We start from the raw sequence: 16,088 nt of genomic DNA, 5'->3' as shown, positions 1-16,088 counted from the left end.
GTTTTTCAAGTAAGTCTAACCTATTTTTTGATTTACAATGTTTATTTAAAGACACACTATTAAATAGTACAACGAAATAAAAAGGAGATAATCAAAAACTGATTTTTCTGGAGCAAAGCATGTATATCAATCCAATAAAAAAAATACCGTCCCTATTAGGAGGCAGTACGATTATTGCCGGAACTGCAATCGGAGCAGGCATGTTTTCTATTCCTATTGTGACGGCGGGTGTCTGGTTCAATGGATCTATCTTTTTGCTGATTTATACTTGGGCATGCATGCTCATTTCTGGTTTGATGATTCTAGAGGTGAGTCTTCATTATTCTGTCGGGGTGAGTTTTTATCGTATGACAAAAGATCTATTAGGTCGAATATGGAGCTACATTAACGGGCTTTCTATGGCTTTTGTTCTTTATATTCTGATTTACGCTTATATTTCTGCGGGTAGTTCCATTATTTTTCATACTTTTTCTAGGATCTTTAATGTTAGCCAATCTTCTGCAGGTATGTGTTTCTCTGTCGTCGTGGCTTTTATCGTGTGGTTATCGACTCGCATGGTCGATCGCTTAAGCACCTTTTTAATAGGAGCTATGGTGATTACTTTTATTTTCTCTGTTGGCCAGCTATTTTTTCGTGTAGAGACAGCTATACTCTTTCCTCAGAATATTGAGTTCACGCAATACTTACCTTATGCACTGATCAGCTTACCTTATTTATTAAGTTCTTTCGGTTACCATGGCAATGTGCCTGGTCTGGTTAAGTATTATCATAAAAACAGCAATTGTGTCGTAAAAAGTCTATTTTTTGGCACCTTGATAGCACTAATCATTTATTTAATTTGGCAATACGTCATACAGGGAAATATTCCGAGAGAATCTTTTAAAAAGGTGATCACAGAAGGTGGGAATATCAGTAGTTTGCTCAAACAAATAGATAGCTTTTCTGATACCGATATCACTCGTAAATTATTAAATACTTTTTTTTATATGGCATTGGTGAGCTCATTTTTAGGCGTTTCTTTAGGTTTGTTTGATTATATCTCTGATTTTTTCTTATTTTCTGATGACAGCTGGGGCCGCACGCAATCTGCTGTAGTGACATTTTTACCTCCTACCGTTGCTGCTTTCTTTTTTCCTAACGGATTTTTATATGCCATTGGTTTTGCTGGTTTGGCCGCTACTTTATGGGCGGTGATCATTCCAGCATTAATGGTCAGAGCTAGCCGTCTGCGTTTTAAGAAATCGCTTTACCAAGCGCCGGGAGGTAAAATAATGATTTATTTTATTATTTTTTTTGGTTTGATCAATGCTGTGTCACAGATTTTGTCATTAGCTGGCGTGTTGCCAATTTATCAATAGCCCTTTTTCAAAATCGAGCCGCTAAATATTTTTGGGTAGATTTGATCAAGCAGATAGATTAAATAGGCTTAATTATAGGGGTTTTCAATAATAGTGATGTTTAAATTGATATTTTTACCATTACGTAGAACAACAATAGGGATCTGGCTACCAGGCGGGATTTCTGCTACTTGATCCATGGTCTCAATAGTAGAATGGCTGCGTTTATTATTCAAACTTAAAATAATATCGCCTTTCTGTACTCCGGATAGAACAGCAGGCCCATTAGGTGAAACATGATTGACTTTAATCCCACGGAAATGATTTTGCTTATCCTCATAAAATAGGGGATAATCGCTCCCTGCGATACCAATATAACCACGAATAACACGCCCATGTAGGATCAACTTATGCATCACTTTAATGGCCAAAGCGGCTGGAATGGCAAATCCTATTCCTTCTGGTACTTGTCCATAGCTTTTAGCGGTATCAACAGATAATGTATTGATACCTACCAGCTCACCTAAGGTATTCACTAAGGCTCCCCCGGAATTACCTTGATTAATTGGGGCATCGGTTTGTAAAAAATTTTGACGCCCTGAGCCACTCAAACCCACACGACCTGTCGCGCTGATAATACCCTGGGTGATTGTTTGGCCTAAATTATAAGGATTTCCTATCGCCAGGACGACGTCACCAACACGAGTGATACGATTTTGATTCATTGGAATAACGTGAAGGTTGTCTGCATCAATTTTTAATACCGCCAAATCTGTTAAGCTATCTGAACCTATCAGCGAAGCTTCGTAAATTTGCCCGTTCTGTAAAGCCACAATAATTTTATCTGCATGATTAATCACATGTTTATTAGTAATAATGTAACCCTTGTGACTTATAATAACACCGGATCCCAGTTCTGGAGCCCGATTGATATTACTGTTATATACATTCACTACTGCCGGTGCGGCGGTCTGCACACTTTGTGCATAACTAATAGGGGTTTGATTTTTAGTAAAATTTAAAAAGGGGATCTCTTTAAAAAAAGAAAAAGGAGACGTGGAGGTGAATATTAAAAATATACTACCAATAATCACTCCTACAATAGCAGAAGAGAGTAATTTTTTCAAGCATATTGTTTTAAACATTAGTTAGATATCAAGAAAATTGAAGAACAAATCGGACAATAAATAATTTATTATTTAGAACTTTCTGTAAAAGCGGATGATCCATCAGAATAATCTCGCGGGGGGATTTTTATTTTCTCTGCGTTATTAATGAAATCAACTTCTGTTAAAGGCGGATGTGATAAATTATTTTTTAATGGCAAATCAGGTAATAATTGGTTCGAATTTTTTGCGATATGCTGATATAACTTACGATATTCTTGTGACATATTATCGAGCAATTCAGAACTGTGTGAAAAATAATCTATTAATTCTTGACGATATTGTTCTAAATCAGCTTTATTTCTTTCTAATTGCGTTTGTAGTATTTTTTGTTCACGTAGTTTTGGGTGTAAAAAACGTATTCCTAAGGCACCGACAACGACACCTAGAATGAAACTAATTAATCCGTATTCCCAAGTCATGATGGCCTCTTTTATCTTACTGTTTAATCAAATATGTTGATTAATGATATTGCTGATGGCTTTTAATAGAATTTTCATGCAAAAAAATAATTTTACATTCCACTATCAAAAAGAGATAGCAAATCAACACTTTCAGGTTGATAAAAAAATTGAAAGCGATTTCTCAGCTAGCGAGCATTGCTTATCAACTGATCAATCGACATGTTGTATTACCCACTCAATATACTTGATTCCAGAAACTATTAAATCGTTTCTCTCGTAAAGAAAAAAATACGGTGATGACACCACAAGGTTTGTATCTTTGGGGAGGAGTTGGTGGAGGTAAAACCTACTTCATGGATCTATTTTTTCATCATTTAGAAGCTGAATGTAAATTGAGACTCTAGTTTCACCATTTTATGTTAATCATTCATGATATGCTCATGCAATTAGCTGGACATCTCAACCCTTTAGAAATACTAGCAGACAGGTTGAAAGCACAAACTGATCTTCTCTGTTTCGATGAATTTTTTTCTGATATTACTGACGTCATGTTATTAGCAACAGTATTAAAAGCCTTATTTTCTCGTGGGATCACCTTGATTGCCATTTCAAATATTCCTCCAGATCAGCTTTCTTCTCATGGAGTACAGCGTGCACTCTTTATGCATACAATTGCCATGTCATTCATTTTGATTCAGACATCGATTATCGACAACAAGCGCTTAAAAACGCTTATTGATATTTCACGCCATTAAATTAAAAAACAGAAGAGGCCATGGCCAATTTATTTATAAAATTGGCAAAAAAAGATAAGGTGTGTTTACTTAGTATCAATCACCGTTTTTTGAAAGTGATTCGTGTCACAGCAGGTCTATTAGCGATTGATTTTTTGTTTTATGAATAGAGCCTCGCAGTTCCTCTGATTACGTTTTATCATCCCGCTTATATCACACATTTCTACTCCATAATGTAGTCGTCATGGGGATAGGTCCGTCAGCAAAAACCGATGACAATACTGCACGACGTTTTAGTTTTAATTGATGAATTTTATGCAAGAAAGGTGAACTTAATCATTTCTGCTCAAGTGTCTATATCTGAGTTTTTCAGGGGGAAATATTTTACATTTGAATATCGGCGTTGTGTATCAAGGCTGAAGGACATGCAGATTAAATCGTATTTAAGCCAACCCCATTTGTCTTAAATATCTCCATAAAAAAGTGAGATCAATATTTGTCTATATTATGTAGGTAAAAATGAAAGTATGATTTATTTATTATGTAATAAAAACTTTTAAAAACGAGTGGTATGAGAATCTGTACATTCTACAATTTCTTCTGGCGTGCCTGAAACCAAAATATGCCACCCCATTACCACTTTCAGGACCTAAATCTACAATCAAATCTGCTGTTTTAATCACATCTGAATTATGTTCAATCACTAAAATCGTATTTTCCTGATCTCGGAGTCTCTGTAATACTGATAATAATGGCTCTATGTCCGCAAAATGTAATCCCGTTATTGGCTAATCCAATATATATAGCGTCTTTCCTGTGGCACCTTTTGACACCTCGCGCGATAATTTTATCCATTTGGCTTCTCCTCAGGAAGCGCCGCCGCTGATTAGCCCCGCCGCATATAAAATAAATCCACTTCTGTTAACGTCTGTAATTTGCTTGTTAATACAGGGACGGCTTGAAAAAATTCAAGATTCTTCAACCGTCATATGCAATACTTGATGTATATTTTTCCTTTATATTTGATCTCCAAAGTTTTATGATTATAGTGTTTTCCTTTAGAAGGATCATATTGCACATAAATATCAGGCAAAAAAATGCATCTTTACCTTGCTCCTTGACGTGCTTCGCAACGGCCACATTTGACATTAAAACTAAAACTTCCCGCTTATAACCTCTACTCCGTGATTCATGAACCGCCGTAAATAACTTACGCATAGGTGTGAAACACCCGTATAAGTGGCTGGATTCGATAGAGGTGTGCGGCCAATTAGGCTTTAATCAATATCGATTAATTTATCAAAATGTTCTAATCCTTCAATTTTATAATAAAGAGAAGGTCGAGTCTCAGTGGCACCATTAAATTCACCATGAGCAATAGGATAAAGGGTGTCATTAATCGGGGTTGATTTACCCAAACTATACACTTCTGTCACACAAATCAATAAGTCTACAGGCAATATTAAAGTAATATTTTTGAAATGATTTCTTTATGCACATGTTAATTTAAGCACTTTCTTGTGATCTGCTGAAATACGCTGAGATGGAATGATAATTTTAATCGCCCACTGAGAAATTACCCCGTTACAGATTCAGCCGTCGCTATAATATCTTCCATTGTTCCTTTAGTTACTACTTTTCCTCCATGAACGCCAGCACCAGGACCGATGTTAATCAGATTATCGGCGGTACAAACGGCGTCTTCATCATGCTCCACCACAATCGCTGTATTTCCTATATTACATAAATAAATCAATGTATTGATTAATCGTTTATTATCTCTTTTATGTACACCGAAGGTTCATCCGATACGTATGTGACCACAATCAAACCTGCCCCGATTTGGCTTGCCAAACGAGTACGTTGGGCTTCTCCCCCAGATAAGGTTTAAAGAGCTCGTGAAAGTGAAAGATAATTCAATCCCACACTGACTAAAAATTTTAGTTTAGCGATGATTTCTTGTAAAATTTTTCTGCAATTTAAGCGCTCTGCTCAATTAACTCAATGCCTTTAAAAACAGCAATACTGCCGCAATACTGAAATCAGAAAGCTCTGAAATAGTCTTCTCTTCTATAAAAATATAAGGCGCTTCTTTACGTAGACGAGTGCCATGGCAGAAAGTACATCAACGATGACTAATAAATTTCCCCAATTGTTCACGGACGGTAATTGATTCAGTTTCTTTATATCGACGCTCTATGTTATTGAGAATACCCTTAAATAGATAACATTTTACTGTATTATCACCTCGATCATTCGCGTATTTGAAACTAATAATTTCGTTTCCAGAACCCTATAAAATTGCTTTTATATGACTTTTTAAAATCAGAAACGATGTTTGAATATCACATTGATAATAATTTACCAAAGAATTGAGTATTTGAAAATAATAAGAATGACGGAGATCCCAACCTATAATTGCTCTACCGGGTAAGGAAAGTTCCTCGTTCTCAATTAATTTTTTGTGATCAGAAAATTTCTGAATGCCTAACTTATCACAGCTTGGATATGAATTTCAGTAATTGTACCCACAGTAGAATGAGGATTATGTGAAGTTGATTTTTGTTCGATAGAAATAGAGGGCGATATCCTTTCATGTATTTGACATCAGGTTTTTCCATTAATGAAAAAATTTATGTGCATAAGACGAAAGAGATTCCACATAACGGCGCTGCCCCTCAGAATATAAAGTATCGAAAGCTAACGAAGATTTGCCAGAGCCAGATAATTCTTTAAGCACAATCAATTTATCTCTAGGAATAGTCAATGTTATATTGTTTAGATTGTGAGTACAAGCGCCTAGAATTTTGATATTTTTCATTCAAAACTTCCTAGTTGAAAGTTACTGTAAGATCATGGAAAAATAGAAGATGTACGGCTGGATTTATAGCGTAACTGGTATGAATAAATTGCTTCATTACTCGAAAAAGCTTCAAGTAAAACTGAATCTAAACTATTTAGTTCAGTCAGTATACAGTTTATTTTCGTGCAACTATTCTTGTCAGCTAAGAAATGAATATCATACGTAACACCGGTATTCCTATCCGATTTTTATTCTTGATTAATGATTAAATTAAAATAATCAACTTCATTTTCAAAATAATATAATTTACAGATAGCCTTCATCCCATCTAAATTTTCAATTTTTTGAGTGAAATATTTTAAAGCGCGGGCTAAAATATAATTAGCGTGGTTCTAATTTTTCCTTTTAAGTCTTGTGAATGGCGTTAAAAAATCCCTAACGTAATAACGCTTTTTTAACACAATCTGGAACAAAAGGCGTGAGATCCCCTCGATATTGGGCAATTTCTTTGACTAATGAGGAGGAGATAAAATCCCATTTTTCTGCAGGCATCAAAAATAACGTCTCTAGCTCAGGCATGATGCGATGATTCATATGGCAGAGTTGCCATTCTTGTTCAAAATCTGAAATAGAACGGATGCCCCTAAGTAAAATAGGGGTATTTTTTTGTTGCGCAAAATGAATCAATAATCCATGAAATGAAGTGACTTCAATATTGTTAAGGTGGGCCGTCGCGTCCGTTGCGAAATCTACACGCTCATTCAAGCTAAAAAGCGTTTTTTTATTGGCGCTGTCTGCTATAGCGAGTATCACGTGATCAAATAAGGAACAGGCTCTGCTCACCAAATCTACATGACCATTAGTGATGGGATCAAATGTACCTGGATAAATTACTCGAATACTCATCGTGTTTTTAATCCCTATTTTTTGAACGTTGAAATGACCATAAAATTGCATATTTATTAAAAGTGTATTGTGTGTTTAACAAAGAAAGTAATAGTCCTTCTTGAGCATCCAAAAAACCGAGTCTGAGTAAAAAAGTTTTTATAAAGGCTCCGATAGAGTGAATAAAAATGGATAAAAAAGAAACGCGTTTGCCTTTTTTATGGCGCTCTGAGGCCCAAGCTTTCGCGTAATCAAGCTGTTTTTTTTGAAAAGAGAAAAAATCTCGATAAGTGAGATGCAATAAATCTCCTTGTAAGCACACGACTTTTGCAGAGCCGTAATTGAGCGATTCGTGAACATCTTCATCACCGTATTGATACTGTAATCGAGGATATAATCGAATCACAGGATCAGGATACCAACCGCTATGTCGTATTAATCGTCCTAAAAAAAAATTTCGACGACAACAGCTGTACACCGTTGGCGATTTTTTTTCAGTATGCGTTTTCGTTAAAATAATTTGAATAGCTGTTTTGAGTTCTGGCGTGATTCGTTCATCTGCGTCTAACATAAAAATATATTGTCCTTGCGCATATTGTTGTGCTAATTGTCTTTGTTGTCCAAACCCTCGCCAATCTGTTTGAGTGTAAAATTTTACATTATGTCGTTTTGCGATGGTTTGGGTGTCGTCTTGACTCCCTGAGTCAAGAACGATGATTTCATCAGCCCAAGAAGCGCTGATAAGGCATTCATTTAGTAAATCGGATGAATTTTTGGTTAAAATGACTACAGATAGGCGGTTTTTTGCTTTCATTTATGGATCTCGTGTCGGTGGCGCTAAATAAGGTTTCAATAAAGACAACAGACATTTTAAGGCACCTTGATTTTCATGAACCACCTTGATGGCATTTCTCCCATATTGATGGCGACAATTTTGATCTATCAGCCATAGATCGACTCTTTTTACTAATGAGGCCACATCAGCGATTTGAATCAGACCCTGAGCAAGTACTAACTTAGTACAAATATCCTTAAAATTAAATGTATATGGGCCCATAATGATTGGAACCGCGTGAGCTGCAGGTTCCAATGGATTATGTCCACCATGATTGACGAGACTACCACCGACAAAAGCCAGATCAGCGATACCGTACAGCAACATTAATTCGCCCATAGTATCACCGATGATCACTTGATCTTGACTTGAAGGAACATGACCTGAGCTGCGTTTTATATAGTTGAAATGAGATTTTTTAACCAGAGATACCACTTTAGAAAAACGTTCTTGATGTCTGGGCACCAAAATCAGCAATAAATCAGGATGTTTTTGTAACAACTGCCGTTGCGCTTCTAATAATAAAATTTCTTCACCTGTATGAGTACTGCTGGCTATCCAAATCAAACGATCTGGGGCCCATTGTTTGCGTAAATTAACGGCTTTCATTTTTAGTTCTGGTGTCAGGTGAATATCAAACTTAATGCTCCCCGTCACTACCATTTGAGATGGCTTTAGCCCTAATTCTATGAATCGTTTTCCATCTTCTTCATTTTGTACTGCCACTAATGTTAAGCGCTCCAGGAGGCTTTTCATGAAGGGCGCTATTTTTTTATAACCTGCTGCAGAATGCGCTGATAAACGCGCATTAGCGATGATCAGAGGAATTTTTCTTTGATAAAGTAAAGTGATTAGGGTGGGCCAAAGTTCTGTTTCCAGAATAATAAATAATTTAGGATTCAGGGTGTCCAGAAAACGATGGATAGCACAGGGAAGATCGTAAGGCAAGTAAACATGATCAACCTGAGAGCCGAGTTCGGAAAGAATGCGTTCAGAGCCCGTCGGGGTCATAGTAGTCATCGTGATGGGTAATGAAGGATAAGCTTGCCGCAAAGCTTTCACAAATGGAGTGGCAGCGACGGTTTCACCGACTGAGACTGAGTGAATTACAAGACCGCCTGGCGTGATTTTTTTTTTGCAAAATCCGTAACGTTCTGACCATCGCTTTCGATAAGCCGGTGTTAAACGTGCGCGTAACAATAAGCGCAACCAAATTACCGGTTGGATCAAATAAAATACTCCTTGATAGAGTTTAAGCCACATTGTATCCCTTATTTTTGTAAAAAATGGCGAATCATATCACTAGATATGGTTTTGAGAGCGGGTATGTAAGATTTGTACATGAAAAAATTGAAAACTGTCTATTTTTCTCAAGTGTAATCGAGTCCCCTCTCAGGAAGTTTTATTTGCTAGTCTTATTAATAAATAAAAAATAAAGGTTGAATAACATTGATAAATTTATTTAAAAATTAATAAATTTTAATTTATAAAATAAATTGATATTTTAAATCTTATTAAGAATAAATCTATGTATTTATTCTGTAATATACACACATATTTATTTTTATTTGAAATTAATATTTAAAATCAACTAAAAAATATATGTTATTAAACAGTTGTTAAAAATTTAATTTTTAATTTAAAAATGACTAAGGAAAAAATGATTTTTAAAAAAATTCAATCATTTTATTTTCATGTCTACTTTATTTAGTGTTTTACTATGGATCAGCGAGTCTGCTTTTGCTAATTACTCTAGCTCTAATTTTTAGAAAAAATTTCGGTTAATCTTTTTAAGAATTTTTTAGAAGCAGTTACAGGAGCAAAGGTAACTTCTATAGATTTGAATAATACATAGGAAGGTTTATCTGAAACGATCAGTCAACAATGGTATGTGATCAATTTGGTAGGCTATCGTTTAACTGGTCTTTTTAAACGCCGCTGTGAAATAAGCCAAGGGCAAAGCTGTATTCAAGGAGGGATCTGGTGTCGATTTAAAGACACCAAAGGTTCTTCCATTAATCTTAATTTTACTTAATCTCTGACGAATGATATGTATTTCGGCGTCTTTTAAAACCGGAATCTTCATAACAGGGTTCCAAATAGATTGTTGTAAAAAATATAGTCCCTACTATGGCTTTTTATATACAATAAAGATCAAAACGACAATGGTCATAGTTGGGGGCTAATGACTGGCCTTGAGTATATGAGAGATCTCCTGGATATTCTAACGAGTTTATAAGCCCAACATAGAAAAAGGTCGTGGTTATGCCAATTGAAGAGGTTTCTCGTTTATCACTCAAGCACGTTATACTTTTCAAATAGACCGGAGTCTAGATCTCACTCTATATGGAGAATTACGCTACAGCCACTTTAAGAGAAACACTTATTCGGAAGACACGATCTTTAAAACTGCATACGATGAACTCAAAAGTAAAAAATATATTGCCCGAGCCGGTATTAAGCTCAATAAGCAACTGAATCTGGTGTGTTCTGTAGGCACAGGAGCTAAGCTGGTGCTGATCTCGTGCTTTCTAAAAAACAAGCGGCGGCACTGCTAATATGCCTGGACTAAATGGTTTTTGAGTTGATTAAAACTAGAAGTTCCTTCTCAAGAGACTGAGAAAGTGAGTGCATTTATGCAAGCTTAGATACAGGCAAACCTTAAAAAAATCAATATGACTTTGTTGGCTGCTCTCTATGGTAGTGCTCAAGATGAGTTGGGCCTTACTTTTAGTAAGCGCTGGTAACACGCGTGTGCCTATAAAATTCGGGCACGATGATTTTAAAAATAGGAGTTTTCTATTCTGCTTAAGTTATGTTTGACACAGATGATTTTCACAGAATAGACAAAAAATCGCAGTTTATATAAGATCGATTGATACGATTAGCATCATTATTCACAGATGGCGACTGCGCATTTCATTAGGAATGGCGCTAATTTTCCAATACATTTCAGCGGCCACACAAGAAGCTAATTGCCTAAAAATATCGCTCAATCAGCTATCAGGTTGCCTGACGACGGTTGGATACCAAGAATCAGCATCTTCACTTAAAAAAGAGTGTAGCGGAATTTTTCCCAGTAATTTTATTTGATACTTTTTGATTAATTTTTCTGTCCCACCACGCCCAAAAATAGGATCAATAGAACCACACTGAGCGCACAGATGCTCCGTTATGTTTTCAATCACACCCAATAATGGTACCTTCACCTTGCTGAACATCACAATTCCTTTAGCAGCATCAATTAATGCAAGATCTTGTAGAGTCGTGATCACAATTGCCGCGGTCACAGGGATTTTTTGAGCCAATGTTAATCGAATGTCACCTGTCCCTGGTGGCATATCCCTATCAAATAGTCTAATTCAGGCCACAAAGTATCGTTTAACATTTGTAATAGCGCTTTGCTGGCCATGGGCCCACGCCAGATCATCGCATTGTCACCTGTCACGAGATAACCAATAGAATTACTCGCCATACCATGCATAATAATAGGAACCATATGTTGACCGTCCGGTGACGTGGGTCGTAGATCAGTATTGCCTAAAATATGAGGTACAGATGGGCCGTAATATCTGCATATAAAATACCCACTTTGCACCTTCTTGAATCAAAGACAAGGCTAAATTCACTGCGATAGAGGATTTTCCGACGCCTCATTTTCCTGAGCTGACCGCTAAAATATTACTGATTCCCTGTACCGCTGCCTGCCCATTCTCTCTGTGTAATGGGCGAATATGCTGAATGAATTTCTATTCAACGGCTTGAGCGCCAGTGCAAGCCAAAAGTGTTGCAGTGGTTTTTAATTTTAATTGTTCACAAACCGAGGCCCATGGAAACGGGATGATGATTTCTATATGAAGCACTTGATCTAAAAAAGTGCAACGATGAAGCGCATTCAAGGATCATAAATCTTTTTTTAGAGTGGGATGAGTAAAAATCGCGATAATGTCTGACACCTGTGTTTTAAGCATCTCGGCGCTATTTTAATTTGAATATCTCTTCATATTTTATCTTCCTACATAAAAATAAAATTCATTTGAAAAACTAATAGAAAAACTTTGTAACTTAATTGAGATCAGGATGGTAAAACTTCGTGTATGAATCCCTGGCGGGCGGAAGTCTGATCAGTTAATATTCAACTTTATTATTTAAATAAGCCATTTTTATTATGACTGAATCTATCAAAAAAATATTGGTCACCTGTGCATTTCCCTATGCCAATGGTCCCATTCACTTAGGGCATATGTTAGAACATATTCAAGCAGATATTTGGGTTCGTTATCAACGAATGAGAGGCCATGAGGTTTATTTCATTTGTGCAGATGATGCTCACGGTACTGCCATTATGCTCAAAGCAGAAAAATTAGGTATTCATCCAGAGAAAATGATCGAAGAAATAAATCAGCAGCATCAGAATGATTTTTCTGGGTTTCTAATCAGTTATGATCATTATTACTCTACTCACAGTGATGAAAATCGTGAGCTTTCCGTGGCCATTTATCAGCGGCTCAAAGCGAAAGGACACATTAAAAAACGGGTTATCTCACAATTATATGATCCTGAAAAAAAGCTTTTTTTACCTGATCGTTTTGTAAAAGGTACCTGCCCTAAATGCCAAGCTCCCCATCAATATGGGGATAATTGTGAAGCTTGTGGTGCTACTTATCGTTCCACTGAATTGATTGATCCTAAATCAGAGGTTTCTGGCGAAACGCCTGTAATACGCGAGTCTGAACATTTATTTTTTGATTTGCCGGCATTCACTGGAATGCTAAAAAAATGGATTCATTCTGGTACACTGCAGCAACAGGTGGCCAATAAAATGCAGACTTGGCTTACATCTGGTCTTCGTCAATGGGATATCACACGTGATACCCCTTATTTTGGATTTAAAATCCCTGATGCACCCGATAAATATTTTTATGTTTGGTTGGATGCTCCGATTGGTTATATGGGATCTTTCAAAAAATTTTGTGATAAAAAAGAAGATGTTAGTTTTGATGAATTTTGGCAGGTGGATACTAAAACTGAGTTGTATCATTTTATTGGCAAAGACATTGTGTATTTTCACAGTTTATTTTGGCCTGCTGTACTAGAAGGGAGTGATTTTCGCAAACCAACCAATCTATTTGTACATGGATACATCACGGTTAATGGCGAAAAGATGTCTAAATCTCGTGGTACTTTTATTGAAGCAAGTAATTACTTAAAGCATTTAGATCCTGATTGTTTGCGTTACTATTATGCAGCCAAATTATCTTCTCATATCGATGATATCGATTTAAATCTTGAAGATTTTGTTCATCGCGTGAATGCTGATTTAGTCAATAAAGTGGTGAATATAGCAGCCCGAAATGCCAGTTTTATCAATAAAAAATTTTCTGGTATTTTATCGAAAGAATTAGCAGATTCAGAGTTGTATTTCACTTTTGTTCAAGCAGGTCTCCGCATAGCGGAGGCCTATCATACTCGTGAAACCAGTAAAGCGATTCGTGAAATCATGGCACTGGCAGATTTAGCCAATCGGTATGTAGATGAACAAGCCCCTTGGGTGCTTGCAAAAAAAGAAGTTGATGCAGCAAAAATTCAGTCTATTTGCTCAATGGGAATCCATTTGTTCCGTATATTAATGACTTATCTTAAACCTGTTCTGCCTGCGTTGTCAGAGAGAAGCGAAGTATTCTTGAATACCGAATTAACTTGGGATTCAATCAATTCTCCTTTATTAAATCATGAAATTAAGCCTTTTAAAGCTCTTTTTAACCGTATAGACAACGATAAAATAGTCGCGATGCTGAAATGTTGAGAGTAATCAGTCAGGATAATTTTTATGAAATTTGAATATGAAAATAAACCTCCTCTATATATTCCGTACGCTGGTCCAGTTTTGTTGGAATTTCCATTACTGAATAAGGGTAGTGCCTTTACAAAAGAAGAACGTAGCCAATTTAATCTCCATGGTTTATTGCCAGAGTCTATAGAGACTATTCAAGATCAGACTGAACGGGCTTACCAACAATATCAGGAATTCACAAATGATATAGATAAGCATATTTATTTAAGAAATATCCAGGATACTAACGAGACACTATTTTATTGTTTACTCTGTCGCCACCTCCCTGAAATGATGCCTATTATTTATACTCCGACTGTAGGCGAGGCCTGTCAGCATTTTTCAAATATTTATCGGCGAGGGAGGGGCCTATTTATTTCTTACCCTCATCGCGCTGATATGGATGGGATTCTTCAGAACGCCGTGAGACAAAATGTGAAGGTCATCGTGGTTACGGATGGTGAACGTATTTTGGGTTTGGGTGATCAAGGAATTGGCGGTATGGGCATCCCGATTGGGAAGCTCGCATTATATACTGCCTGTGGAGGGATAAGCCCTGCTTACACCTTACCGATTGTTCTGGATGTCGGCACAAATAATTCTCAAAGATTAAAAGATCCTCTTTATATGGGTTGGCGTCATGAACGCATTTCTGGTAATGAATATTATACTTTTGTGGATCAATTTATTAACGCTGTGAAACGTCGTTGGCCTAACGTACTTTTACAATTTGAGGATTTCGCTCAAAAAAGTGCCACAGGTTTATTAAATCATTATCGTGATCAACTCTGCTGCTTTAATGATGACATTCAGGGTACTTCTGCAGTCACGCTGGCCACTTTAATTGCAGCAAGTGGAGGCCACTTAAAAGAGAAAACCATTGCTTTTTTGGGTGCAGGCTCAGCTGGTTGCGGCATTGCAGAGCAAATTATCATACAGATGCAATTAGAAGGTTTAACGGAAAAAGCGGCTAGAGAGCGAATATTTATGGTAGATCGCTTTGGTTTGCTGACAGATAGATTACCCAATCTATTAGATTTTCAAAAAAAATTGACACAAAAAACCAGGTGCCTTCAAAGTTGGACTTTAGATAAAAAGGTCATTTCTTTACTAGATGTGATCCGAAATGCTCGTCCAGATATTTTAATTGGTGTTTCAGGTCAACCTGGATTATTTACTCAAGAGCTGATTCATGAAATGTGCCTTTATTCTGCTCATCCTATTATCCTGCCTCTTTCTAACCCAACTTCTCAGGTGGAGGCCTTACCGGAAGAAATTATTCACTGGACTGCGGGAAGTGCTCTGATAGCAACGGGTAGTCCATTTAAACCTGTTTATTATAAAGACCAGATTTACTCGATTGGACAATGTAATAATGCATATATTTTCCCAGGCATCGGATTAGGCGTATTAGCATCAGGCGCTCGTCGAATTACAGACGCGATGTTTATGGCTGCAAGCCGCGCTTTAGCTTCTCAGTCGCCCTTATTACTGACAGGAAAGGGCGGGATACTTCCGCATATTGATGATATTCATAAAGTATCAAAAAGTATTGCTTTTGAGGTAGGAAAAACAGCTCAATCAGAAAATAAAGCGCCATTGATTTCTGAAGCGGATTTAATGCAGTCTATTGAACGTAATTATTGGAAGCCAGAGTATAGTCGTTATAAACGAATTGCCTTATAAAATTTTTTGAAACCATTTTTTCTGTCAGATATTTCACCATAATAAATACGCATTAACTGTAATTAAAACAGATTTTTTATTCATTTTGACTTCCATCTGAAAACTGCGCCTAGGATTTTTTTAAAAAATAAGCTATGCTTTTTCTCTTTTTTTTAGCTTCGTTTATAGGTTTTTATGTGGCAAACTGTTTTCAGTATATTATTTTTTATCTTGTTTTCTTTAGTGATGTCATCTATATTGATTAACCGTTGGATTCGTTTTAAAACAGATCATCACATATACGAAAAAATACAATTTTGTCCCACTCTTTCTGTCAGCTGGGCGATGAAGGCTACAAAATATTATCAAACAGGAGTCATTAATTAATTTTATCAATACAGGCTACAAGGTGGTCTTCAATTTTAT

The 16,088-nt window shown here is 36.4% G+C and carries 10 protein-coding genes and 4 pseudogenes; 6 read left to right on the top strand and 8 right to left on the bottom strand.

The genetic code is table 11. From position 1 onward, the window contains the following. The first annotated feature begins 119 nt into the window (after positions 1-119). Positions 120-1,358, top strand: coding sequence for an aromatic amino acid transporter (locus tag CICURV3402_RS00230; protein ID WP_158379388.1), 1,239 nt, complete (start codon positions 120-122; stop codon positions 1,356-1,358). 68 nt (positions 1,359-1,426) lie between these two features. Here CICURV3402_RS00230 and degS read toward each other — a convergent pair whose 3' ends face one another. Both degS and CICURV3402_RS00220 read right to left on the bottom strand, forming a co-directional pair. Continuing rightward, a complete protein-coding gene (gene degS / locus CICURV3402_RS00225; protein WP_158379387.1) occupies positions 1,427-2,482 on the bottom strand; it encodes an outer membrane-stress sensor serine endopeptidase DegS in 1,056 nt (351 codons plus the stop codon). 50 nt (positions 2,483-2,532) lie between these two features. Beyond that, on the bottom strand, positions 2,533-2,925 hold the full coding sequence (locus tag CICURV3402_RS00220) for a ZapG family protein (RefSeq protein ID WP_158379386.1): 393 nt from the start codon (positions 2,923-2,925) through the stop codon (positions 2,533-2,535). Positions 2,926-3,203: 278 nt separating this feature from the next. Between CICURV3402_RS00220 and zapE (CICURV3402_RS07415) the strand changes: the two are divergent. The 3 genes and pseudogenes from zapE (CICURV3402_RS07415) to zapE (CICURV3402_RS07405) all read left to right on the top strand — a co-directional run bounded on the left by zapE (CICURV3402_RS07415) (position 3,204) and on the right by zapE (CICURV3402_RS07405) (position 4,108). Continuing rightward, a pseudogene (zapE, locus tag CICURV3402_RS07415) lies at positions 3,204-3,662 on the top strand (cell division protein ZapE). A 20-nt stretch (positions 3,663-3,682) separates the two neighbouring features. Next, complete coding sequence (locus CICURV3402_RS07410) at positions 3,683-3,811, top strand: hypothetical protein (RefSeq protein WP_407079041.1); 129 nt, start codon at positions 3,683-3,685, stop codon at positions 3,809-3,811. 102 nt (positions 3,812-3,913) lie between these two features. Next, positions 3,914-4,108 (top strand): AFG1/ZapE family ATPase, encoded by a 195-nt coding sequence (gene zapE, locus CICURV3402_RS07405; RefSeq protein ID WP_407079040.1) that lies wholly within the window; start codon positions 3,914-3,916, stop codon positions 4,106-4,108. Between the two features lie 89 nt (positions 4,109-4,197). On the opposite strand, the pseudogene uvrA reads toward zapE (CICURV3402_RS07405), so the two are convergent. The 6 genes and pseudogenes from uvrA to apbC all read right to left on the bottom strand — a co-directional run bounded on the left by uvrA (position 4,198) and on the right by apbC (position 12,063). After that, positions 4,198-6,462: pseudogene (gene uvrA, locus CICURV3402_RS00210) on the bottom strand (excinuclease ABC subunit UvrA). Positions 6,463-6,879: 417 nt separating this feature from the next. Next, positions 6,880-7,350: a pantetheine-phosphate adenylyltransferase gene (gene coaD, locus CICURV3402_RS00205; RefSeq protein WP_158379385.1), complete on the bottom strand. Its 471-nt coding sequence runs from the start codon at positions 7,348-7,350 to the stop codon at positions 6,880-6,882. 7 nt (positions 7,351-7,357) lie between these two features. Continuing rightward, positions 7,358-8,143, bottom strand: coding sequence for a glycosyltransferase family 2 protein (locus CICURV3402_RS00200; RefSeq protein WP_158379384.1), 786 nt, complete (start codon positions 8,141-8,143; stop codon positions 7,358-7,360). After that, complete coding sequence (waaA, locus tag CICURV3402_RS00195; protein ID WP_158379383.1) at positions 8,144-9,427, bottom strand: lipid IV(A) 3-deoxy-D-manno-octulosonic acid transferase; 1,284 nt, start codon at positions 9,425-9,427, stop codon at positions 8,144-8,146. It lies immediately after the preceding gene. A gap of 652 nt (positions 9,428-10,079) precedes the next feature. After that, entirely contained in the window at positions 10,080-10,250 is a 171-nt protein-coding gene (locus CICURV3402_RS06270; RefSeq protein WP_235667564.1) for a hypothetical protein, read from the bottom strand. A gap of 811 nt (positions 10,251-11,061) precedes the next feature. Further along, positions 11,062-12,063, bottom strand: a pseudogene (gene apbC, locus CICURV3402_RS00185) (iron-sulfur cluster carrier protein ApbC). A gap of 269 nt (positions 12,064-12,332) precedes the next feature. Here apbC and metG point away from each other — a divergent pair. Together metG and CICURV3402_RS00175 are read left to right on the top strand one after the other, a co-directional pair. After that, positions 12,333-13,961, top strand: a pseudogene (gene metG / locus CICURV3402_RS00180) (methionine--tRNA ligase); the annotation flags it as partial. A gap of 33 nt (positions 13,962-13,994) precedes the next feature. Further along, entirely contained in the window at positions 13,995-15,683 is a 1,689-nt protein-coding gene (locus tag CICURV3402_RS00175) for an NAD-dependent malic enzyme (RefSeq protein WP_158379381.1), read from the top strand. Positions 15,684-16,088: the final 405 nt, after the last annotated feature.

The sequence above is a fragment of the Candidatus Williamhamiltonella defendens genome (genome assembly GCF_900699045.1).
GTDB lineage: Bacteria > Pseudomonadota > Gammaproteobacteria > Enterobacterales > Enterobacteriaceae > Hamiltonella > Hamiltonella defensa_A.
This window is presented reverse-complemented; position numbering and strand designations above follow the sequence as displayed.